Below are 22,381 nucleotides of genomic sequence, written 5' to 3'. Positions count from 1 at the left end.
GCCTCACCATTCCTCGATGTCGCTGAAGACAGGCGTTGCGGTGCCGCCGCCCGCTCGAGGCTCCACCGGCGGGTGGATCGCCGGGATCGGTGCAGACGCGGCACCGTTGAGATGCGTGCGGCGGGCACGGTTGCGCCGGGCTTTGCGGGTGGCTTTCTGCGAGCGGTCGGTGACCTCGCGCATCTGCTCGATCATCGAAAACAGTGCGCTCTCATCGACGTTCGACCGACCTTGTTCGCGGAGACGGGCGATAGCAGCTCTGTGCTCCCACAGTGTCACCGCGGGATGTGACATCGTCCGGTACGGCACCTCGACATAGCCGGCACCGTCTGGTTCGAGGACCCAGATTCTGCTCAAATCGCGTGGGTCGCGTCGTATCACGAACCGCCCCAGGTCCTCTCGCCGCGAAACCCACGGTTTGAGCGCGTTCGAGAAGTAGTGCACGTGATCGAGAACGAAGCCCGTGCGCGTCAAACGTCGCCGGATGACGGGAAGAAAGTCCACCAGGAACGCGGTTTCGCCGAGCACCACACGAGGGGCGTGACCAACTGCGGCTACCTCGCCGGCCCACACGGCGGCCGGAGTGTTCCCAATCCCTGTGTGAACGCTCGCGTGATACGAGGCTATGGCCAGGACAAGCCAGCGCTCCAACTCACGCAATGTCAACGCCGCGTGCTTGTCCGAGTCGTAACTTCCTCGGTCCGCTGGGTTCGAGAAGGTGGTCCCAGGCAGCTCGTGCACCGCCGTCATCGCCGTTCCGATGATGCGTTCGACGATCCCGCCGTAGTGCGGTCGGCCCGGAGGACGGTATTCGAGTGTGATGGCGTGCTGGGCGCATCCGCGGCGCAGCGCTTCGCTTTTGAACTCGGAGGCGTTGTCGAGATACAACTGTTTCGGCTTCCCTGCCATCGGCCACTGCACCTGCTCCGCGAGCTCGCATGCCTCCAGCCATGTCTGCTTCTCGCAGCACACGCGGCCCAGGCACAACCCGACCGATATCGACGACGGCGGCTCCAGAGTGACGACGAACCCGAGCACGGAACGGCTGAAGACATCAATGGCGATCGTCAGGTAGGGGCGGCCGATCGGTTGCCGCTCGTACTCGTCAACGACCATCAGATCGACGACGGTGTGGTCGATCTGGACCTGATCGAGAATCCCCGAAACCGCCGGCGGACTGTCGCCGGCGGACTGACGTGGGCGGGCGGCATCGGGTCCTCCGCGTGACCTGGCCACCGTTGCCGGATGGAGCGCGGCGATACGCGCGGTGACGGTATTTCTGGCCGGCACTGGCAGACCCGCGCGGTGGCACGCCAGTGCTATACGTCGATGCAGCGCAGCGACACTCAGCTTCTGGCGGTGAAGAAAATAGCGGGCGAGATGATCGCCGATCACTTCCTCGACCTCAGCCGCCACTCGGCTGCGGCCACGCCCTCCCGACGAGACCTTCGTCAGAAGATCGGTGACTGTCCCCGTCCCGTTCCTGAGCCTGCCGACCAACGTGTAGACCTGCCGCCTGGACAATCCCAACCGTTGCGCGGCATCGTCGACCGCTTCCGAACGCACCGGATGCATCTCCAGCAAGGGAGCCAGGACAGCGAAACGGGCCTCAGCCTGAGACCACCGCTCCCCCGACGCTGTCAGCACACCGGTCTCCACGACGTCGAGCTTGTCGGGGTCCATCACAAGCCTCCCTGTCACCGAGAGCCGAGCGTGCGACCGTGCACCGCACTTCTGACATCAGAATGTCAGAAGACACGTGCACTCACCCTCGAAACGCCTGCAAAGAGTGCAGCCGTCTTCTGAAGTTGACATCTCGATCGGGTCGCCCCCGCCCGGTCGGTGTCCTGTTGAGGGATCGCCTACCGATGTTCCGAAAACCTCCGTATATGAAACGCCGGTGTCGAGAATCGGCGACCAGAGCCGATGCATGTTCCGAAACTCATGTCCATAACGGATGTTCCACAATGAGCCCTGTCGGTGGGTTATGGAACACTGCTGCCTCATGAGCGAACTTTTGGGCTACGCGAGGGTCTCGACCGCCGACCAGACCCTGGATCTGCAGAGCGACGCGTTGAGCGTCGCGGGGTGTTCTCGGATCTGGACTGAGACCGCGAGCGGTGCGACGACGGCCCGGCCGCAGCTCGATGATCTGCTCTCGCATCTACGCCCCGGGGACACCTTGGCGGTGTGGCGGCTCGATCGGCTGGGCCGGTCCTTGCCGCATCTGCTCCAGACCGTCGAAGACCTAGAGGACCGCGGGGTCGGGTTCCGATCGGTCACCGAATCGATCGACACCACCACCGCCGGCGGCAAGCTCATCTTCTCCATCTTCGGCGCCCTCGCGGAGTTCGAGCGCAACCTCATTCGCGAACGCACCTCCGCCGGCCTCGCCGCCGCCCGCGCCCGCGGCCGTGTCGGCGGCCGGCCACCGAAGATGACACCGAAGAAAATCACGCAGGCAAAACTCATGCGCGACAACGGCATGAGCCAAACCGAGATCGCCGAGATCCTCGGCGTCGGCCGCACCACCCTCTACCGCCACCTGAAATAATCCCACCCCTACCTCGCGTGAGTGATTTACATCGCCTTAACGGTGCATGCGTCGGGTACGGCGTAGCTGCCGACGCACGTGAGACGAGAGTGCCCGCACCTCCCTGCCCACGCCCCGACACGGACAAGAGTCCGGGTTGATCATCAGGGCATACCCGACCAGCATTCGGGGCTGCCGAGACTGATAACCGCGAAAACCAAGCTGCAGGGCAGGTCACAAAGCTGCGGCATAAAATCTAGAGCGCTTCAGGTTGTGAGACTCGCCGTTCTGCAGCGGGAGGTAAGCCCGGGTACGGCCCGTGGCAGAAGAACACACGACTCTCCGGAAAAGACCTCACCGCTAGAAGGTTTTCCGGGTCACACAGAGCTAGCGGACGGCGGTGATAACCGGCTCAAGGAGGAACAGGCACGACCGCTCCTCGTAGCGGTCGACCTTTGCCGTGACGCTCAGGTTCGCCCCCACGCCGATCGTGTCCGGCACCGAGCCGACCCAGTGAAGATCGTAAGTGGTGTTCACATCACGGAACTGGAAGGCCGGCCCGGGCGAGGACGTTTCGCTGAAGTCGCCCGCGCCGACGAGGATGTCATATCTGGTCTTCGCGCCCCCATGCGGTCCCATCGCGCCGATGGAGCCCGGGAACGCGATCGTTTGACCACTATGAGCCGCAGCGAACGCTGCGACCCCAGGCGCGCAGGTGTCAGTCCCCGCGAGGACAGCCGCGAGCTCAGGACTGTTCTCAGGCGTAAGCACAACGCCACCAGGTTCCGGTGATGGTGTCGGTGCCGCGTCTGTCGATTCCTGGGACGGTTGCTCGCTCGGTGCAGCCGCTGTTTCACTCGACACAGGACTCGCGGATTCTGCTGAGGTAGCGTTCCTCTCACCGATCACACCGAAGGCCATGATGATCGCGAGTACAAGCACGACCCCGCCGCCACCGACGATCCAAAGGAGCTGGCGAGACTGGGGCTTCGGGCGTCGGAACGTGATCTCCGCCTGTACCTTCCCAGGCGCCTGAGAAACAAACTCCCAGCCATCGCCTTCCCACTTCTTGATCGTTCGCGACTCCATGCCGCGGATCGCGCGGACCGTCTTCGTCTCGTACGTGACTTCGGTGTCCGTTGCCATGCTCGCAGCCCCCAGATTCAGGCCGGAAAGTGACCGGCCTCGCCGGAGTTTACCGACCTCCCTCGAGCATGCTCGCAGCCCCCGCGATTCGCTGTTGCGACCAGTGTTATAACTTGCCCCGTCACGGTGGTCTCGTCGCTCCGGCGCAGTTCTCTCGCGCTCAGCGCTGCAGCCACCACGTCGGACCACGTCATCAAGCGATCACAGAACACCACCACATAGCGATCAAATCCACACTCCTGCCGCAGGCCACGATCGCGTCCGCCCTCACAATTTCTGTGCTGGTGGAGGATCGACAAACAGGACACCGATTCGGGTGGGCTTATGGGTCGGCCGGAAGGTGATGGTCCGCACCGACGGGGCCGGAGGCACCCCACGGGCTCATCGAATACCTCGAGAGACGCCGACTCTCGTACTCCGTCGGTTCACGCTCACCACCAACCTTGCCGGGCTGATCGACCAGATTCCGAAGAACAGATGACCCGGGCCTACAACGCGGACCGGATGCCGCGCGAGGGCGCATGGGTCGCGGAACTCACGGGATGGCGGACCTGTCGGGATGGCCGGACGGGATGCGGCTGATCGTGCGTAAAGAGCGTCCGCATCCCGTCGCGCAGCTGCGCTTCACCGACGTCGACGGGCTGCGGATCACCGCATTCGTCACCAACACCAAGCACGGGCAGCTCGCTGAACTGGAGCTACGTCACCGTCAACGTGCTCGTTGCGAGGACCGGATCCGGAACTCGAAGGACACCGGGCTCACGCTTTCACTGCATCCGCGCCCAGCGGGCCGCCGCACATCAGGCTTCATACTGATTGCCCGTAAAAAGTCCAGGCCTGTCGGCCAGGGTCGGGTGGCCCGGGGAAATCTCACCCCCGGGCCACCCGACCCTGGCACTCGCCCCCCACGAGCGCGCCCATCTTCACCATTCGGCCAGTACCGGTCCCAACGCCCATCGTGGTTCTCCTTCTCGCAGAATGACTTGCAGCACGATGGCCCGTCAGGGCGGTCTCATCGCAGTGGCAGCGACACTCGACCGCAGGCCAAGGCTCCCCCGGCTCAGCGGCCGGAGAGCCGAGGCAGGCTGCCTCCTGGCCGCGACCCCACTTCACCCAAAAAGATTACTGAGAATACTGGTCCAACTGTGCTTTGTCACCCGCGGTGATGGCGCGCGGCGCGAGCCCGTTGTCCCGGAGGTGCCCATGACGGGCCACCAATCCTGACAGGCGGAGGCCATAGCTGGACTAATCTAATTTTAAATCTGGCTATTCAAATAATTCATTGTCTCGGGATTGGAATTCCAGTCGCAAATCGTAATTATCGATGCGATCGCCCAGGCAGCACCTTGCCTGGAAGATAGGCCTGCCGCACCAATGTCTTCCACAATCTTACTAGCAGGCACACCCTCATCAAGCTGGCGGCACATTCCCGTAGATATCTTTCTGATGGTTTCATCATCAACATCTGGAATCCCATTTAGCACCAGCGCACGTATCCTGTCTACCTCTTCCGCTGTTGGAACATACGAACCCATCTTCCCTTTATTTGACACTTCCTCTGTCGTTGTCGCTTCCTCAGCAGAGGGCTTTGCCGTCACGGCATCAGTCTTGGAATTCGCCATATCCTCACCGCTAGAGCATGCAGACAGGGCAACAACAGCGACAGCGGAAGCAAGGACCGAGATAAATCGACGCGAAGTCATGGATAGAACCCTTTCAAAAGACTGAATTGGGATGAAGTACACAGGATATTTTCTCGCATTGCGCCAACATGCGCCATGCGACTAAGAGCCCGGCCCTTATAGTTGGTTCAGAGTGGTCAGCCGTCTCGATAGTTTCGTTACAAGGACAGAGTATAAGTATTGTATTCGGAACCCAGACCGCGACAGATTGACTTGAGTATCCCGAAGCGTCCTGAGCGTCAATAAGGGCGCTGATAGGCATGCGAACATGAAGATTTTTGCAAACGGAAGTAGTTAACTGAATCACAATATCATAAGGCGCCCTTGAGCATTTCCGGTTCTTCCGCATTCAGAGTGCGTTGATTCGTTCTTCCCAGAACTGGAGGACGCACTGCGCAAGGCAGACGCCGGACCGTATCTTCACTGACCGTGGGGTCAGCGGCGCAAAGACCTCTCGTCCCTAGCTCGACGCCTGCCTAGATCACCTGCCCGCGGGTGATGTGCTTGCCGTTTTGAAGCTCCACCGTGTCGGCCGTAACACCCGGAATGTGCTGAAGGTCATCGCCGGGACTGAAGGACCGGGGGGCGGCTTCCGCAACGTCACCGAGGAGCCAATGGGGAGGCGATCTTGACGATCATGGCAGCCTTCGCCCAACTAGATCGCGACCTCATCCGAAGGCGCACCCGCGCGGGCTGAGTGCCGCCATCACGGCGTACATCGTCTTTGTCTCAGAGAGCCCCTCCCCGACGGTGATTGGCCCGAACCGTCCTCGGCTGCATGTTTCTGCGCTTGTCCGCGGATCACGAGGGGACCATCGGCATCTGGTTCTGACCACGTTTCGCCTGCGACCTCAAACTCAGCACGCAGGCCAAGCCTGTCAATGGACAGTGGGAACTGACCACGGGCGGACACCAAAACTGACCACAGGTGGCCAATAAGCCATGAAAAGTGGCCGCTAACTTGTTTCAGACACGGAGATAACTTGCGCTGTTAGCGTGGCCTCGGACGATGAGGTTGAGATGCTGGAGCTTTCCGTATAACGAAGGTTATCTCCGTTAAGGGAGAAGTTCCCGACCTCAGCGTCTTCTCCTCCAAGCACTTCGTAAACAACCTTGAATTTTCGACCTTCTAAGTCTTTGGCCAGCCCCAAGAATACAGGGTCAATGGCGTAGGTAACGTTGCATCCAGCTGATCCAAAACATTTCTTTTTGGAGACCGTGACATCGATTCGAAAGTCGTCATTTGTGATTATATTTCGGGAAGGAACCTTGGTAGTGGAAGTGGCGGCAGGGCTCGCGAGGGGGCTGAGGATGCCCGTTGTGTTTGACGTTCCTCCCTGAGATTTCCCGATGAGGTAGCCGCCAGTTCCAACCGCCGCAAAAGCGACAAGCAAGCCGGCTGAGACGCCGGCAATGATCCGTCGACGTGATTTCGGTCTTTTGCCCGGCGTGTTGACTGGCGGCATGTGCGGCTGGCTGTACGGGATTGGATTTTGGCCCTCGTGGCCTGGGGCTGAGTGGAAGGTCATTCGGAATCTCCTGGATTTCATGGCTGTAGTTTGTAGAAAATAAGATGCGCTTTGGTACTTATATCAGTGGGGTACGACATTTCGTAAATTTTGACGATTTTAGTTGAAAATGAGGTGCTTGTCACCGTGATCGCGACCTTCGCTTATGACCCTTCCGGCACCGCAGGCGTCATTGGCTTCACGGGGCCGCGGTGTGGCCGTTGCTGCTGATCCCAGAGTCAAACGCGGAACTACTGCGAGAGCGCGGCGAGTAAACGCGGCCCATGAGCATGCTCGCAGTGCGGTGAACAGCGGATGACGATGCCCCCAAGCCGAGCAGATCGAGTTGGGGGCATCGCACTGTTCCGGCCATCTCTGGGCCCGCAGCCCTAAGCCTTCCGGGCTGCAAGCGACGCCGCCAGGAGCTCCGGGTTATCCCCGGCTAGTGCCGCAATGGCAGCTACAACCTCGCGTTGATCGCTGATGAAGCGCAGAGCTACCTTCCTCGACAAGAGGGCCTGAAGCGCCTGTCAGTGTTTGAGATGGCTGGTCTGCGGACGGATTAGCTCGTGGGCAACAAGGCCAGGTTCTCTGGGCAGTACGCCTCGACGGATGCGCGAAGAAACGCTTCTGCTGCGGCCCTCTCTTGCAGCCAGGTTTTTCCTTGCATCTTGGCGAGCTGCATCGACAGCTCAGTCATCTCGTCGAACTTTTGATCGTCGGGGACAGTCATCGATACAAGCGCGTCACAATTCCCGTTGGCTGCCGGGATCAGCAATGCTACCTGGTCGGCAGTAGGGTAGATCCCGTAAACCTCCAGTTGCACAGCGAACTTCTCATTCTTGGTCAAAACCTTGGTTGTCGTAGTCGCTGCAGCGGATGTCGTTGTTGATGCAGCCACCTCAACCTTGCCATCACTTCCGCACCCTGCCAGAAGTAAAGCGCCGGCACCGAGAACAGATACGAATGTCTTATTCATCCTCTATGGATACCAGACCGGTCGGATGGAAGAATATTAGGGACTGCTGCACGGATAGGTGGCAAGTTAGTCCGCACAGGCAAGGACCGACAGATCGTCTTGAAAACCTAAATGTTTACGAGACAGTCGCCAGCCAAGCAGTACCGGCACCAGCAGCATGAGCTTCCGCAGGATTCGACGTCTCGCATACTCGTCTCACCGTAAACGGTTTCAGCGCTGAGACTTCCCCACCTCGGTCAACTCGCGGCTCGCCGCTGGTATCGAGCCGGGGAGACCACACCAGTTCCGCCATGAGGAAGTTGCAGGTGGACCACACTTCTCGGTCGCCATCCGGGGCAAAGGCCTGCCAGACTTTGCCAGCGTCTGGTAAGAGCGTTCGCGAATGTCGGAGCGACAAGGCACTATGCAGGCACCACGGGACCAACGTGAGGTGTGTTCGATAGTTCTGTGGGCGGCCTGTGCCACCACCCTGAATGAAGGCAATAAGAAAATGAAGTTTCGACAGATCGGTATGGCGGCAGCCCTGGCGGCAACTTTCCTGCTCGCCAGCTGTGGAGGATCAAGCGAACCTGCATCGACACCGGCATCAACGACGTCAGTCACCTACAACTCTGTCCGTGAACAAGACGCGGCCTACTTAGATATGCTCGACCAGGGCATCCCTCTAGGAGTCAGAGATACCGATCTGGCCGTCCATCGTGCTGGTGAAATCTGCAGCTCCCTTAACTCAGGCAGATCTAAGGACTCGGAGATCCAAGGATGGGCGAACGGCTCAGGATTCACGTACGGCCCCTCCGGCGCAAAGGTTCACGTTGAATCTGCTATCGATGTCTACTGCCCTGAACACAAGTAGCCAGCGGATCAAAGAACTCGAAAATGAAAACTGAAATCTCAAGGAAGCCAACGAAATACTGATGTCCGCACCGCAGGATGGTCGCCCACCTCCGGCAGGGTGGCCACCATGGTCGCCGCGTGCACCGTCGACCGACTCATGACAGACGAGGGCCTGTCCGGCACCGTCCGGAGCCTCCGGCATCGCACCACGATCCCTGGCGGGAAGGACAGCCGGCGGGCCCCTGACCTGCTCGCTCGAGATCTCACGGCTGAGGCGAAGCGGGTGACGACGGTGTCGGTCGAGACCATGAAGATCGTTGACGGCCTCGCCCTCGGCAGAGGTTGCTGAGGGAGATCAGTGGACGTGATCCGGCAATTCGAGGGTGAGCCGATATCTATGTCCTGCAGACAGAGGCTGGTCGCCACGGTCGGCTGATATCTTAACAACCAACTTAGATCAGACCGTTGGCGGCGGCACATCTGTACCGCTATACAGTGAAGTCAAGCCCGAATTATATTTGATTAGTGCTGAATCGTAGAGCTGCTCGAATCTGGCGATAGAGCTAGACGCAGCGAAACCTTCAGCGCTCATCAGGGTATCGGCAGCCTGCTGGAATGTTCGGATCGCTTCTTGCGCTTTGTCGGCACTGTCGTTGATGGCTCTCGGTGCCTTCTCAAGCATGTCCCAGTAGGTTCCAAGCGCACCCTTAGCGTCCTTGATGTTGTATGTATCTACCGCTGTAGGGCCGCCCTGGGCTGAAATCCTGGTGACTAAGTTATTCAACTCGACGATGACGTTCTGTGCGACACGTGCCGCTGGATCAACCGTGTCGATGAACTCTTGGACATCATTTTTGTCCTGGACCTGCTGCTGCTTCTCTCGCTCCTTGTTCTCGGCCTGTTGCTGCTTATCACGCGCTTCATCTTGCTTCTTTTGTTCGCGAAGTTCTTCGTATACTGGTGATCCCGTTGGCAGTCGGTCATAAACTCCATCGTCATCCGACTTCGCGATATCCAGCCGGATCGTAGTCTTGGGATCGACTTGATCCTCGGCTTCGGGGTTTTGTTCGATAACGACCCAGTTACTGTCTACCCAGGGTTTTCTGCTCTCGATCGCGTCGACATCCTCAAATTCTTTGAAACCAGCGTCTTTCAGGACGTTATGGGCTGCATCGAGTCGGTACCCAGTGACATCGGGGACGCTGGTCGTGTCGCTCCCACACCCGGCGAGCAAAATTGCAGATGCTGCCAGGGCCGCAGCGAGTACACCTTTTTGCATGGGTCAGATCGTAGCGGCACCAAAGGCCGAGGGGGACATCGGCCCTCTGCTCTAATCTAGCGAAAGATCCGGCTCAGCCGTCTTCTGACCAGTGGTGACTTTTTCCGGACCTGCCGATAAACCCCAGCTTCTACAGTCAACGTCTGAGCGGTTGCGTCTGCGGTTGGGATGCGCTTCTGCAGATACCGGAGAAACGACCGAACATCACCTTCCGGTCGGCCCCCACTGTGTCTTGGTGGTTCCTTATTGAGACGCGGCGAACTGCGCTCGCAGATAGGCGTACACCGTCTCGCGGCTGACCCCATACGCCTTCGCGAGCGCGGTCTTCGACTCGCCGGCTTTCGCCCGCGCCGCGAGCTGGCCGGCCTGTTCCGGGGTGAGCGCGGGCTTGCGCCCCTTGTAGACGCCGCGCTGCTTGGCCTTCGCAATCCCCTCCTTCTGCCTCTCCAGGATCAGAGATCTCTCGAACTCTGCGAAGGCCCCCATGACGGACAGCATCATCATCGCCATCGGCGAGTCTTCCCCGGTGAACGTCAACGACTCCTTGACGAACTCGACCCGCACCCCCTTGTCGGTGAGCGTCTTGACCAGCCGGCGCAGATCATCGAGATTTCGAGCAAGCCTATCCATGGAATGCGTGATTACGACATCGCCGTCGCGGACGAAGCCGAGCATCTGCTCCAGCACCGGGCGGGCAGTGTCCCGACCAGATGCCTTCTCCGTGAACATCTTCTCGACGTCGACACCGTCGAGCTGCCGGGCGGTGTTCTGCTCGAGAGTGCTGACCCTGATGTACCCGACCCGCACGCCAAACCCCCTCCACCCGACCAAACTGTCAGGTTGAAAGCTAAGAGCCCACCGGGCAAGTGTCAACAAATAGAATTTTCGACCTCACCTTGACGGATATTTCCCCTGCTCAAATCTGTCAGCCTGGGGTGCACCCCAGACGGGCCTAGCATTCACGGTGGTGTTCACTTCGGCCAGCCGCGAGAAGGGCTGGCAGGTCAGTGATCCCCGGCAGCCTTCCGTCGGCCTGCGGAACTGTCTGAGACGGCCGTTGATGTCTAGTAAATGGCCGACGAACCCAACCACTGGCGACATTCCGCCTCACCGCCTCGTCCCCTTGCCGGTGAGGAAGATGTGACCGCCCGGTCACCGCGCACGCCCCTCGGGGCAACACCGGCTTCCTACCGTTAGGGCTCCCCCCACTAACAGGAGGCCGGAGATGAAGCGCAAGCACGTGGTGATGGTCGGGCACGGGATGGTCGGGCACAAGTTCGTGGAGACGTTGCAGCGCAACGACTCCCAGGGCCTCTGGTCGGTGACCGTCCTCTGCGAGGAGCCGCTGCGCGCCTACGACCGGGTGGCGCTGTCCTCCTATGTGGGCGCGTGGGACCCGGCGGCGCTGGCGCTGGCCGGCAACGACTACGCGTCGGACGAGGCGGTGACGGTGCGCACCGGCGTCCGGGCCGCGGAGATCGACCGGGCCCGCCGCGTCGTGCGCACCGCAGACGGCGAGGAGATCGGGTACGACGCGCTGGTGCTGGCCACCGGCTCCTCCCCGTTCGTCCCGCCGCTGCCCGGGCACGAGCTTGGCCACGTGTACCGGACCGTCGCGGACCTCGACGCGATCCGCGCGGCCGCCGAGGCCGCGGGCCCGGGCGCCGTCGGCGTCGTGGTCGGCGGCGGGCTCCTAGGCCTCGAGGCGGCGAACGCGCTGATGCTATTGGGCCTCAAAGCCCATGTGGTGGAGCACAACCCGCGGCTGCTGCCGATGCAGGTCGACGAGGGCGGCGGCGCACTGCTGAAGAAACTCGTCACGGACCTGGGTCTGACCGTGCACACCGGCGTCGGCACAACCGAGCTCAGCGCGCTGGAAAAGGGTGTGCGCGTGGAACTCTCCGACGGCACAACCCTGGACGCCGCCTTGCTGGTGTTCTCCGCCGGCATCCGCCCCCGCGACGAGCTGGCCCGGGCTGCCGGGTTGCCGCTCGGCGAGCGCGGCGGCGTGCTGACCGACCTGAGCTGCCGCACCGAGGACCCCGATGTGTGGGCGATCGGCGAGTGCGCCGCGGTCGATGGACGGTGCTACGGCCTCGTCGCGCCCGGCTACACGACGGCGGAGATCGTCGCGGACCGGCTGCTCGGCGGAGAGGCCGTCTTCCCCGGCGCGGACCTGTCCACCAAGCTCAAACTGATGGGCGTCGACGTCGCCAGTTTCGGCGACGCGCAGGGCCAGACGCCGGGCGCGCTGTCCGTGGTGCTGTCCGACGCCGCGAAAGGCACCTACGCCAAGCTCGTCGTCACCGACGACGCGAAGACGCTGCTGGGCGGCATTCTCGTGGGCGACGCCTCCGCCTACCCGACGCTGCGCCCACTGGTGGGCCGCGCGCTGCCGGGCGACCCGGCCGCGCTGATCTCCCCGGCCGGGGAGAAGCTCGGGGCGGGGGCGCTGCCTGATGACGCAGAGGTCTGCTCCTGCAACGCCGTCACGAAGGGGGACATCTGCGCGGCGATCGCCGCCGGCGCCTGCGACCTGGCCGCGATCAAGGGCTGTACCGGGGCGGGCACGACGTGTGGGGGCTGCCTGCCGACGGTCAAGGACATCCTGGAGCAGTCCGGCGTGGTCATGTCGAAGGCGCTGTGCGAGCACTTCCCGCAGTCCCGCGTGGAGCTGTTCGACATCGTCCAGGCCACCGAGACTCGCACCTTCTCCGCGCTGATCACCAAGTACGGCAAGGGTTCTGGCTGCGAGATCTGCAAACCCGCGGTGGCCTCGATCCTCGCGTCGACTGGCTCCGCGCACATCCTCGAACCGGACCAGGCGGCGCTGCAGGACTCCAACGACCGTTTCCTCGCCAACATCCAGAAGAACGGCACCTATTCGGTGGTGCCGCGCATGCCGGGCGGGGAGTGCACGCCGGAGCAGCTGATCGTCATCGGCGAGGTGGCGCGTGATTTCGGGCTGTACACCAAGGTCACGGGCGGGCAGCGGATCGACCTGTTCGGCGCGCGCGTGGAGCAGCTGCCGCTGATCTGGCGCCGGCTGGTCGACGCCGGGATGGAGTCGGGGCAGGCCTACGGAAAGTCCCTGCGCACGGTGAAGAGCTGCGTCGGGTCCACATGGTGCCGCTACGGCGTGCAGGACTCGGTGGGCATGGCGGTGCGCCTCGAGACCCGCTATCGCGGGCTGCGCTCGCCCCACAAGATCAAGTTCGGCGTCTCCGGCTGCGCCCGCGAGTGCGCGGAGGCCCGCGGAAAGGACGTCGGCGTGATCGCCACCGAGCAGGGCTGGAACCTCTACGTGGGCGGCAACGGGGGCCAGACGCCGGCGCACGCGACGCTGCTGGCGGGAGGTCTCGACGATGCGACGCTGGTCAGCTACATCGACCGCTATCTGATGCTCTACGTGCGCACCGCAGACCGGCTGCAGCGGACCTCCCGCTGGGTGCAGGGGCGCGGCCTCGAGGATCTCCAGCAGGTGGTGTGCGAGGACAGCCTCGGCATCGGGGCGGAGCTTGAGGCGGCGATGGACGCGCACGTCGCCGGTTACCGCGACGAGTGGGCCGGGGTGCTCGAGGACCCGGCGAAACTCGCGCGCTTCATCAGCTTCGTCAACGCGCCGGAGGAGGCGGATCCCACTGTCGCCTTTGATGATTCGGGCCTGCGCAAGGTGCCCGTGTTGCTGGGGATGCCGGCGCCCAGAAAATCCTCGCAATCGCAATGACTGTGTAACGGCCCCGAAACGCCCCGTCCGTAGAAATAAAGGCACGAACCAAAGGAGACCGCGATGACGATGACACTGGCACATGAGAACCTGGCACGAACCCGCTCGAACTGGACCTCCGCGTGCACCGTGGGTCAGTTGATTCCCGGCCTGGGCGTCGCCGTGCTCCTGCGCGGCGGCGAGCAGGCGGCGTTGTTCCTGCTGCCGGACGGGCAGCTGCGTGCGGTCGGCAACATCGACCCGTTCGCCCGCGCCGCCGTGATCTCCCGCGGGCTGGTCGGCGATCGGGCCGGGGAACCGGTCGTGATCTCTCCGCTGCTCAAGCAGGCGTTCTCCCTCCTGGACGGGCGCTGCCTGGACCAGCCGGCGGTTCGGCTGCCGGTGCACGAGGTGCGGGTGTTGGACGGTGGTCTCGTGCAGGTGCGGCGTGCGTGAGCTGGCCGGGTTCACCATTGGTGTCACCGCCGCCCGGCGCGCCGAGGAGTTCGCGAACCTGCTGGTGCGGCGGGGCGCGGACGTGGTGTGCGCCCCCGCGATCCGGGTCATCGACCTCGAGGACGACGCGGAACTGGCCGCCGCCACCCATGACGTGATCGGGCATCCGCCGCGAATCGTGGTGGCCACCACGGGGATTGGCTTTAGGGGGTGGGTGGAGGCCGCAGAGGGACAGGGACTCGGGGAGGGCCTGCGCGCCGCGCTAGCCGGCACGAGGCTGCTGGCGCGCGGGCCCAAGGCGGTCGGCGCGATCCGGGCGGCGGGGCTGCGGGAGGAGTGGTCGCCCGTTTCGGAGTCCTCCGCGGAGGTCCTCGAGCGGCTGCTGGGCCAGGGCGTGCGCGGCATGCGGATCGCGGTGCAGCTGCACGGCGCCGCCACCGAGTGGGAGCCCGCCACCGACATCTGCGCGGCGCTGCGGCGGGCCGGCGCGGACGTCGTTGCTGTTCCTGTGTACCGCTGGGTGCCGCCGGCCGACCCCACACGCCTAGACCACATGATCGGCCTGGTGAGCACCGGCGCGTTGGACGCGCTGACCTTCACCAGCGCGCCGGCCGTCGCCTCATTCCTCGGGCGCGCGCAGGCCACCGGGATGTTGGAGCCGGTGCTGGCCGCCCTGCGCGGCCCAGTGCTCGCCGCATGCGTCGGGGCGATCACCGCGGCTCCGCTCACCAGCCTCGGCGTGCCTGCCGCCGTGCCCGAGCGCTCCCGGCTCGGAGCGCTCGCGCGGCTGCTCGCGGAGGAGCTTCCCGCACGTTCGGGCGTGATCCACGCCGGCGGCTCGGAGCTGCGGCTGCGGGCGGGCGGCGTGCTGCTCGACGGGCAGGCGTGTCAGCTGTCCCCGGCCTCGCTGTCGCTGCTGACGGTGCTGGCGGCGCAGCCGGGCCGGGTGGTCTCGCGCCCGGAGTTGCAGGCGGCGTTGGCCACGACGGGCTCGCACGCCGTGGAGGCCGCGGTGGCCCGGCTGCGCGGCTCCCTCGAGGCCCCTGGCGTGGTGCAGACGGTGGTCAAGCGGGGCTACCGGCTCGCGGTGGAGACCACCTGATGACCCTGGTCCTGGTGGCGCACGGCACCCGATCCGGCCACGGCACGGCAATGATCGCTGACCTGGCCGCCGCAGTCTCCGTGCAGGTGGGAGACGTGCGGACCGCCTTCATCGACGTGCGCGGGCCCTCCCCGGCCGAGGTGCTGCGCTCACTGCGAGGCGCGTCGGTGCTGGTCCCCGTATTCCTCTCCTCCGGCTTCCACGTGCGGGTAGATGTGCCCCGGGAGGTGGCGTCGGGCGCGCGGCACCCGGTGGCCGTCACCCCCGCGCTGGGGCCGGATCCGGCATTGGCGCGAGTGCTTGCGAGCAGGCTGGTCGCGGCCGGCTGGCGGCCGGGGGACGCCGTGGTGCTGGCGGCTGCGGGGTCGACAGATCCCCGCGCCCGCGCCGAGATACGCCAGATGGCGGGCTTGCTCGCTGATCTGGTGCGCGTGCCGGTGGCGATTGGCTACATCGCCGCCGGCACGCCGCAACTGTCCGACGTGCTCGCCCGGCCCCGCGCCGGCCGCGTCTTCATCGCGTCGTACCTGTTGGCGCGCGGCATGTTTCAGGATCGGCTTGAAGTGGCGGACGTGGCTGGGGTGACGGCGCCGCTGGGCGCGGACCCCGAGGTGGTCGATGTGGTGGTGCGGCGGATGGCGTCTGTGAGTTTGCCCCCGCCATGTGCCCGCGCCCCCGCTGCAACGGGGGCGCGACCGCGAAACGGGGGCGACGTCGGCGAGGGCCGGGCCGCGCGCTCATTCCTCGTCGAGCCGGCAGATCGCGTCGGCCCAGTCGACCGGCAGAGCCGCGGGGTCGACATTCCAGAACGCGAAGGCCGAGCTCTCCATGAGGGGATGGAAACGCGTCATCGTGCGCCGGTGCGGCTCGATCGCGATGGCGGCGTCGATCGCCGCGCGGTCGGTCCAGGCAGACAATGTGTAGAAGGTCCTGGCGAGGGGTTTGGCGATGAGCGCGACCCCGACGGCCCCTGGTGATGCGAGCATCTGTGCGCGGATCCGCATGGCTGCGAGGAGGAATGCGGGCACCTGCGTCAGGGATTTCAGATGGAAACGGGAGGCCATCACCAGCACCTCGGCATTCTCGGCGGGCCGGGTATTGGTGGCGGCGGTCCAGGGCAGTGCGGGCATGGTGGCCTCCTTCGGAAGGGGATCTAGTCATTGACAAGATTGCGCCTCACGGCCCATCTTGTCAATGACTAGATGCGGCGTAGGCTGTGATCCGTGACCTCGCACCCGTACCACCACGGCGACCTGCGCCACGCGATCTTGGCCGTGGCCGTCGAGCTGATCCGCGTCGACGGCATCGGCAAGCTGAGCCTGCGCGAGCTGGCCCGTCGGGCCGGGGTCTCCCACGCCGCGCCGGCACATCATTTCCGGGATAAGACGGGGCTGCTCACCGCAATCGCCGCCGAGGGCTTCGAGACGCTGGCGGACGCGCTCGCAGCGCCCGTCGATCCCGATGCGAACATCCTGGGCGAGCTGGGCGTGCGCTATGTCCGCGTCGCGCTGACGCACCCCGCGCATTTCGAGGTCATGTGGGCGCGCGCGACGCTCCGATGGGAGGACAGTGCGCTGGCCGCTGCGGCGCAACGCGCCCTCGGGCTCTTGCGGTCCGCGCTCGACGGCGCTCCGGACGCGGAGTCCCAGCTGCAGGCGGCCTGGTCGCTGGCGCACGGCTACGCGGCCCTGTGCCTGGGCGGGAACCTGGCGCCCGGCCCGGATGCCGCCGAGGCCTTCCGTCCCATCGCACGTCAGCTCTTCCCCTAGTGAGGGGGAACACCCCGGCACCGCCAGCCGTTGAGGGGGTTGTGCCTACTGAATCGAATGCCGCGTCCCTGGTCCACCTCGAGGTCTGGTCCGATATCGCCTGCCCCTGGTGCTACATCGGCGGCAACCGCCTGACCCAGGCCCTGGCCGAGCTGCCCGCCGGCGACCGGGACCGAGTGCAGGTGCGCTGGCGCTCCTATGAGCTGAGCCCGGACCGCGCGGTAGGCGGCGGCGAGCGGGAGCTCGACGCGCTGATGACGGCGAAGGGTATGACGGCGGAGCAGGTCGAGGGCATGTTCGGCCACGTCGCGAGCACGGCGCAGGCCGACGGTCTGGCCATCGACTTTGGCACCACCGTGGCTGCCAACACCTTCGACGCCCATCGTCTGGTGCACCTCGCGGGCGCGGACACCGAGCGGGGTGCGGCGGTGCTCGACGCGCTGTTCACGGCGCACTTCGTGGAGGGTGTCGCGGTCGATGACCGGCAGGCGCTGGTCAAGATCGCCGCCGCCGTGGGGTTCGACGCCGACGAGGTGGCGCAGGCTCTGGCCGATGACACTGCGTCGGACGCGGTCAGGGCGGACGAGCAGATTGCGGCGGAGCTGGGGGTCACGGGCGTGCCCTTCTTCGTCGCCAACCGCAAGTACGCGGTCTCCGGCGCGCAGCCGGTGGAGGTGCTCACCCAGCTATTGCGAACTGCGCTGGACAACGCGTCGTAGGCTCGACCGGGTGGCCGCGCCGGGTGGCCGCGTGACGGAGGGGCCCTCATGGCAGAAATCAAGCTGGTGGCGACGCTGATCTCGAAGGACGGCTCGGGCGAGGCAGTGCGGGAGATCCTCACCGGGCTGACGGCGAAGAGCCGCGCCGAGAACGGCTGTGTGGCATATGAGCTGTACGAGTCCGCCGCGGCGCCCGGCACGTTCATCACCATCGAGGTGTGGGCGGACCAGGAGGCGTTGGACGGGCACATGCGGGGGCTGAACCTCAAGTTCGCCGCGGCAGCGTTGCGTGCGCACCTCGATGGCGCGCCGGCACTGCATCCGCTGATCGCCGTCGACGCCTAGTGCGCAGGGTCGCCATCGACTTATTCGACGCGACCGCTCCGCCCGCGGACCCCGCGGCGGACGAGCGGGCGCTGGCGGAACTGGGCCTGGACCGCGACGAACAGGCTGCCGCGCTGGCCCAGATCCGCGCCAGCCGCGCCGAGCTTTCCCGGCTGCGCCACCGTGAGACCGAGCTGGCGGTGCTGTACACCAGCGCCCGGGAGTTGGCCGAGGTGCGCGACGTCGACGAGCTGCTGCAGCGGCTCGTCGACAAGGCCCACTCGATGATGGGCACCGACATCACCTACTTGTCGGAATTCGACCAGCGGACCCACGACCTGTACGTGCGGCAGACCGCCGGCGCGATCTCGCCGGAGCTGCGGCGCCTGCGGGTGCCCGCGGGCGCCGGACTGGTCAGCGCCATCGCGGAATCGCGCGCCCCGCAGTGGGTGCAGCGCTATAGCGAGCGCACGGACTTGCCGCACGACGACGACGTCGCCGCCGCGACGGAGGCGGAGGGGCTCGTCGCGATTCTCGGCGTGCCGATGTTGGCCGACGGGGAGGTCCTCGGCGTGCTGTTCGCCGCGGACCGGCGCGAGCGGCGCTTCACGGCGGAGCAGATCTCGATGCTCTCGGCGCTCGCGAACTACGCCTCGGTGGTGCTGCAGACCGCCCGGGCGCTGAGCCGGGCGGAGGTGGCGGTCGCCGAGACACAGCAGGCGCTGGCGGAGCTGACCGAGCACGTCCAGGCTCGGGACCGGTCAAATGTGGTGCACCAGGACCTGATCCACGCGGTGCTGCGCGGCGGTGGCTATCCACAGGTGGCCCGGACGCTGGGCAACGCGCTGGCGCGCCGGGTGCGTATCGTCGATGTGGACCTGCGGCTGCTGGCCTCGTCCCCGGCGGAGCACGGGGCGGCCAACCTGCTGCTGCCGAAGGCGGTGACCGACGCTATCGAGCAGAGCCGCCAGTCCGGCCACTGCACGCGGGTGGGATCAGGCGCCGGGACTGTGGAGCTGGTGGCCGCGATCACGGCGGGGGACACGCTGCTGGGCGCGATCCTGCTTGATGAGGCAGAGACGGCCGAGGGCCCGGTGATTGGCCCGGTGATTGGCCCAGTGGAGGAGCGCACCGTCGAGCGCGCGGCCCAGGTCGCCGCGATCCTGGTGCTGCAGAACTCCGCCGCGGACGCCGCCGACAGGCGCGCACGGGGCGAATTGGTGGCGGACCTGCTCAGCGCCGCGCCGGAGCGGCGGCGCGACCTGGCCCGCCGGACCCGGGGCCACGGGGTGGACTTAGGCGCGCTGGACACGGTGCTGGTGGTCTCGACGGCGCCGCCGGTGCGGCCCGCAGCGCTGCGGGCGGTGCTGCAGGCGCTGCCGGCGGGCGCGCTGGCGAGCGAGCACGCTGGCCTGGTCGCGGTGGTGATGCCATCCGGAGATCCGTCGAACGCGGCCACCATCTTGCATCGGCAGATCGCGGGGGCGATCGGCCCGCAGGCCGTGGTGGTGGCCCCGGACCGCGCGGCCACGCCGGACGGGCTGCCGCGGGCGTTCGACTCCGCGCTGCGTACCGCCCGGCTGCTAGTCGCGCTGGGCACCGTCGACGGCGCCGTGACGACCGCCGCGTACCTGCCGTACACGCTGCTGTTCGGGGATGACCCGGCGCTGCTGCACGAGTTCGTGGACGACATCATCGGACCGGTCCTGGCGCACGATAGGCAGCGGGGCACTGACCTGACGGCGACCCTGCGGGCCCTGGTGCGCAACGAGGGCAGCCCGACGAAGGCCGCGCGGGCCCTGAGCTATCACCCGAACACGGTGGTGCAGCGGCTGGACCGGATTCGCGTCCTGCTGGGCGAGGATTGGCGGCACGACGAGAAGTTCTTCCGCGTCTCGATGGCGGTGCGGCTCGAGGAGTTGCGCAGCGGCGGTGTCCTGAACGTTCGATGATGGGTCCTGGACACATTGATTTGGAAGATTAGTGGGCTGATAGCACGTGGCCCAGACCGCGCCGCGAATCTACCGTGAGGTCGGACATAAACGACTTCGGGAGGATGGCAGTGGCGATCGACAGCCGGATCAAGAACTTCAGGGCCTACGACGTGGCCGCGCGTCGCGCCGAGGTGGCCGGGCAGACCGGCCTGACGGACGCCGACATCCAGACCTTCGAGCCGGGCGCGGGCCTGACGATCGACCAGGCCGACCGCATGGTGGAGAACGTGATCGGCGTGATCGGCATCCCCGTCGGCATCGCCACCAACTTCACCATCAACGGCAAGGACTACCTGATCCCGCTCGCCACCGAGGAGCCCTCCGTGGTGGCCGCGGCCAGCAACGCGGCGCGCATCGCCCGCGGCCTCGGCGGCTTCCACGTCTCCAGCACACAGCCGATCATGCAGGCGCAGATCCAGGTCGTCGACGTCCTCGACCCGGCCGCCGCCCGCATCCGCCTGCTCGAGGCGCGCGCGGAGCTCATCGCCCTCGCCAACGAGCAGGACCCCATGCTGGTCAGCTTCGGCGGCGGCGTGCAAGAGGTCTCGGTCCGCCTGGTCACCGCGCCGGAGCAGACCTATGTGGTGCTGCACATCCACGTCGACGTGCGCGACGCGATGGGCGCGAACGCCGTCAACACCATGGCTGAGGCCATTGCGCCCCGCGTCGCCGAGATCGCGGGCGGCCGCGTCGTCCTGCGGATCCTGACGAACAAGGCGGACCTGCGGCTGACCCGCGTGCGCGCGGTCTTCGACGCCGAGCTCATCGGCAGCCCCGAGGTGGTCGACAACCTCATCCACGCGGTGCGCCTGGCCGAGTGCGATCCCTACCGCGCCGCCACCCACAACAAGGGCATCATGAACGGCATCAGCGCCGCGGTCCTCGCGACCGGCAACGACACCCGCGCGGTCGAGGCGGGCTGCCACTCCCACGCGGTCAACGCCGACGGCGTGTACTCCTCGCTCTCGCACTTCGAGAAGGACGCGGACGGCAACATCGTCGGGACCCTCGAGCTGCCGATGCCCGTGGGCCTCGTCGGCGGCGCCACCAAGGTGCACCCCGTCGCGCAGGCCGCCGTGAAGATGCTCGGCGTCGAGACGGCGGAGGAGCTGGCCGGCGTGATCATGGCCGTCGGTCTGGCGCAGAACCTCGCGGCCGTCCGCGTGCTCGCCGGCGAGGGCGTGCAGCGCGGCCACATGGGCCTGCACGCGCGCAACATCGCGGCGACCGCCGGCGCGGAGAAGCACGAGATCGACGCCGTCGTCGCCCGGCTGGTGGCGGACAAGAAGATTCGCGTCGAGCACGCTGTGGAGGTCCTCGCGGAGCTCCGCGGCGGGAACTGACCGGCCGTGTCAGCGCCTGAGCAGCCGGCCGCCTGGTCGCCGGCCCCGCACCGCTTTCCCCAGGCGGGCCTGCCCACGCAGGTGCGGGTCTACGAGGTGGGCCCGCGGGATGGGCTGCAGGCCGAGACCGAGGTGATCCCCACCGCGGCCAAGGTCGAGTTCATCGAGCGGCTCGTCGCGGCGGGCGTGGGCACCGTGGAGCTCACGAGCTTCGTCTCCCCCCGGTGGATCCCGCAGCTCGCCGACGCCGAGCAGCTCATGGCGCAGGTCTCCCTGCCCGACGAGGTCCGGGCCGTCGTGCTGGTGCCGAACCTGCGCGGGCTGGACCGGGCCATCGCGGCCGGGGCCACCGAGGTCGCGGTGTTCGTCAGCGCCACAGAGGAGTTCGCGAAGCGCAACCTCAACACCACGATCGCCGGGGCGGTCTCCGCCGCCGTCGAGGTGGCCACGGCCGCCCGGGCCGCGGGCCTGCCCGTGCGCGGGTACATCTCGATGTGCTTCGGCGACCCCTGGGAGGGCTCGGTGCCGGTGGAGCGCGTCGCCGACCTCGCCCGGGAGCTGCTCGACGGCGGCTGCACCTCGCTCTCGCTCGGCGACACCATCGGGGTGGCGACCCCGGGGCACGTGCGCGCGCTGCTGGCGGCCGTCCAGGCCCGCGGCGTCGACGTGGACCAGGTCGCGATGCACTTCCACGACACCTACGGGCAGGCGTTGGCCAACGTGTACGCCGCGCTCACCGCCGGCGTTACGGAGTTCGACAGCGCCGCGGGCGGATTGGGCCGGTGTCCCTACGCAAAGGGCGCCACCGGCAACCTCGCCACCGAGGACCTGGTGTGGATGCTGCACGGACTGGGCATCGAGACCGGCATCGACCTGAACTCCCTCGCCGACGCGAGCGCCTGGATGGCGGACCGCATCGGCCATGCCAGCCCGTCCCGCGTCGTCACCGCGCTGTTGTCATCCCGCCGCAGCGCATCCCACCAAACCTAGATCCCCTGGAGGCCAGC

20 protein-coding genes and 2 pseudogenes are annotated in these 22,381 nt (G+C 65.9%); 15 read left to right on the top strand and 7 right to left on the bottom strand.

Translation table 11 applies throughout. The features are described from left to right. Nucleotides 1-3: 3 nt before the first annotated feature. Complete coding sequence (locus TBIF_RS03080; RefSeq protein ID WP_024793399.1) at nucleotides 4-1,683, bottom strand: TnsB C-terminal domain-containing protein; 1,680 nt, start codon at nucleotides 1,681-1,683, stop codon at nucleotides 4-6. Nucleotides 1,684-2,005: 322 nt separating this feature from the next. Between TBIF_RS03080 and TBIF_RS22770 the strand changes: the two genes are divergently transcribed. Then, nucleotides 2,006-2,554: a recombinase family protein gene (locus TBIF_RS22770; protein ID WP_038169597.1), complete on the top strand. Its 549-nt coding sequence runs from the start codon at nucleotides 2,006-2,008 to the stop codon at nucleotides 2,552-2,554. Nucleotides 2,555-2,920: 366 nt separating this feature from the next. Here TBIF_RS22770 and TBIF_RS03070 read toward each other — a convergent pair whose 3' ends face one another. Then, complete coding sequence (locus tag TBIF_RS03070) at nucleotides 2,921-3,679, bottom strand: DUF4839 domain-containing protein (RefSeq protein ID WP_024793398.1); 759 nt, start codon at nucleotides 3,677-3,679, stop codon at nucleotides 2,921-2,923. Between the two features lie 334 nt (nucleotides 3,680-4,013). On the opposite strand from TBIF_RS03070, the pseudogene TBIF_RS26685 reads away from it, so the two are divergent. Next, nucleotides 4,014-4,455: pseudogene (locus TBIF_RS26685) on the top strand (transposase); the annotation flags it as partial. A gap of 480 nt (nucleotides 4,456-4,935) precedes the next feature. Here the strand turns inward: TBIF_RS26685 and TBIF_RS25255 are convergent. Beyond that, nucleotides 4,936-5,301, bottom strand: a complete 366-nt coding sequence (locus tag TBIF_RS25255) for a DUF732 domain-containing protein (RefSeq protein ID WP_148302139.1) — start codon at nucleotides 5,299-5,301, stop codon at nucleotides 4,936-4,938. Nucleotides 5,302-5,998: 697 nt separating this feature from the next. Between TBIF_RS25255 and TBIF_RS26110 the strand changes: the two genes are divergently transcribed. Continuing rightward, nucleotides 5,999-6,058, top strand: coding sequence for a hypothetical protein (locus tag TBIF_RS26110; RefSeq protein WP_235174461.1), 60 nt, complete (start codon nucleotides 5,999-6,001; stop codon nucleotides 6,056-6,058). 259 nt (nucleotides 6,059-6,317) lie between these two features. Here the strand turns inward: TBIF_RS26110 and TBIF_RS25245 are convergent, their stop codons facing one another. Continuing rightward, nucleotides 6,318-6,890: a hypothetical protein gene (locus tag TBIF_RS25245; RefSeq protein WP_148302138.1), complete on the bottom strand. Its 573-nt coding sequence runs from the start codon at nucleotides 6,888-6,890 to the stop codon at nucleotides 6,318-6,320. A gap of 541 nt (nucleotides 6,891-7,431) precedes the next feature. Next, on the bottom strand, nucleotides 7,432-7,848 hold the full coding sequence (locus TBIF_RS25240) for a DUF732 domain-containing protein (RefSeq protein ID WP_148302137.1): 417 nt from the start codon (nucleotides 7,846-7,848) through the stop codon (nucleotides 7,432-7,434). A gap of 382 nt (nucleotides 7,849-8,230) precedes the next feature. Between TBIF_RS25240 and TBIF_RS26570 the strand changes: the two genes are divergently transcribed. After that, entirely contained in the window at nucleotides 8,231-8,701 is a 471-nt protein-coding gene (locus tag TBIF_RS26570) for a DUF732 domain-containing protein (RefSeq protein WP_084611512.1), read from the top strand. 108 nt (nucleotides 8,702-8,809) lie between these two features. Continuing rightward, entirely contained in the window at nucleotides 8,810-9,031 is a 222-nt protein-coding gene (locus tag TBIF_RS03055; protein ID WP_148302136.1) for a hypothetical protein, read from the top strand. Between the two features lie 108 nt (nucleotides 9,032-9,139). Here TBIF_RS03055 and TBIF_RS24750 read toward each other — a convergent pair whose 3' ends face one another. Together TBIF_RS24750 and TBIF_RS03045 are read right to left on the bottom strand one after the other, a co-directional pair. Continuing rightward, nucleotides 9,140-9,961 carry a PASTA domain-containing protein gene (locus TBIF_RS24750; RefSeq protein ID WP_084611511.1) on the bottom strand — a complete coding sequence of 274 codons (822 nt, stop codon included), beginning with the start codon at nucleotides 9,959-9,961 and terminating at the stop codon, nucleotides 9,140-9,142. 243 nt (nucleotides 9,962-10,204) lie between these two features. Then, nucleotides 10,205-10,768: a recombinase family protein gene (locus TBIF_RS03045; RefSeq protein WP_024793394.1), complete on the bottom strand. Its 564-nt coding sequence runs from the start codon at nucleotides 10,766-10,768 to the stop codon at nucleotides 10,205-10,207. A gap of 418 nt (nucleotides 10,769-11,186) precedes the next feature. Here TBIF_RS03045 and nirB point away from each other — a divergent pair, with 418 nt between their 5' ends. The 10 genes and pseudogenes from nirB (at nucleotide 11,187) to TBIF_RS02995 (ending at nucleotide 22,364) form a co-directional block, all read left to right on the top strand. Then, on the top strand, nucleotides 11,187-13,688 hold the full coding sequence (gene nirB / locus TBIF_RS03040; RefSeq protein WP_024793393.1) for a nitrite reductase large subunit NirB: 2,502 nt from the start codon (nucleotides 11,187-11,189) through the stop codon (nucleotides 13,686-13,688). A 63-nt stretch (nucleotides 13,689-13,751) separates the two neighbouring features. Further along, complete coding sequence (gene nirD, locus TBIF_RS03035; RefSeq protein WP_024793392.1) at nucleotides 13,752-14,123, top strand: nitrite reductase small subunit NirD; 372 nt, start codon at nucleotides 13,752-13,754, stop codon at nucleotides 14,121-14,123. Beyond that, on the top strand, nucleotides 14,116-15,225 hold the full coding sequence (locus tag TBIF_RS03030) for a uroporphyrinogen-III synthase (protein WP_024793391.1): 1,110 nt from the start codon (nucleotides 14,116-14,118) through the stop codon (nucleotides 15,223-15,225). Before nirD ends, TBIF_RS03030 begins: the two co-directional genes overlap by 8 nt. Further along, nucleotides 15,225-15,869 (top strand): annotated as a pseudogene (locus TBIF_RS26105) (sirohydrochlorin chelatase); the annotation flags it as partial. The gene TBIF_RS03030 and the pseudogene TBIF_RS26105, both read left to right, overlap by 1 nt. A gap of 579 nt (nucleotides 15,870-16,448) precedes the next feature. Beyond that, nucleotides 16,449-16,994 (top strand): TetR/AcrR family transcriptional regulator, encoded by a 546-nt coding sequence (locus tag TBIF_RS22755; RefSeq protein WP_038169596.1) that lies wholly within the window; start codon nucleotides 16,449-16,451, stop codon nucleotides 16,992-16,994. Nucleotides 16,995-17,035: 41 nt separating this feature from the next. Continuing rightward, on the top strand, nucleotides 17,036-17,713 hold the full coding sequence (locus tag TBIF_RS03015; protein WP_024793390.1) for a DsbA family oxidoreductase: 678 nt from the start codon (nucleotides 17,036-17,038) through the stop codon (nucleotides 17,711-17,713). A gap of 48 nt (nucleotides 17,714-17,761) precedes the next feature. Next, on the top strand, nucleotides 17,762-18,058 hold the full coding sequence (locus TBIF_RS03010) for a putative quinol monooxygenase (RefSeq protein WP_024793389.1): 297 nt from the start codon (nucleotides 17,762-17,764) through the stop codon (nucleotides 18,056-18,058). After that, on the top strand, nucleotides 18,058-19,989 hold the full coding sequence (locus tag TBIF_RS03005) for a helix-turn-helix domain-containing protein (protein ID WP_024793388.1): 1,932 nt from the start codon (nucleotides 18,058-18,060) through the stop codon (nucleotides 19,987-19,989). The genes TBIF_RS03010 and TBIF_RS03005 overlap by 1 nt, the downstream gene beginning before the upstream one ends. Before the next feature lie 110 nt (nucleotides 19,990-20,099). After that, nucleotides 20,100-21,374, top strand: a complete 1,275-nt coding sequence (locus tag TBIF_RS03000) for a hydroxymethylglutaryl-CoA reductase, degradative (protein WP_024793387.1) — start codon at nucleotides 20,100-20,102, stop codon at nucleotides 21,372-21,374. 6 nt (nucleotides 21,375-21,380) lie between these two features. Next, nucleotides 21,381-22,364: a hydroxymethylglutaryl-CoA lyase gene (locus TBIF_RS02995; RefSeq protein WP_024793386.1), complete on the top strand. Its 984-nt coding sequence runs from the start codon at nucleotides 21,381-21,383 to the stop codon at nucleotides 22,362-22,364. Nucleotides 22,365-22,381: the final 17 nt, after the last annotated feature.

Origin of the sequence: Tomitella biformata AHU 1821, assembly GCF_000524475.1 — a bacterium.
In the GTDB taxonomy this organism is placed as follows: domain Bacteria; phylum Actinomycetota; class Actinomycetes; order Mycobacteriales; family Mycobacteriaceae; genus Tomitella; species Tomitella biformata.
The sequence above is the reverse complement of the archived record's forward strand: the minus strand, read 5'-3'. Positions and strand labels throughout refer to the sequence as shown.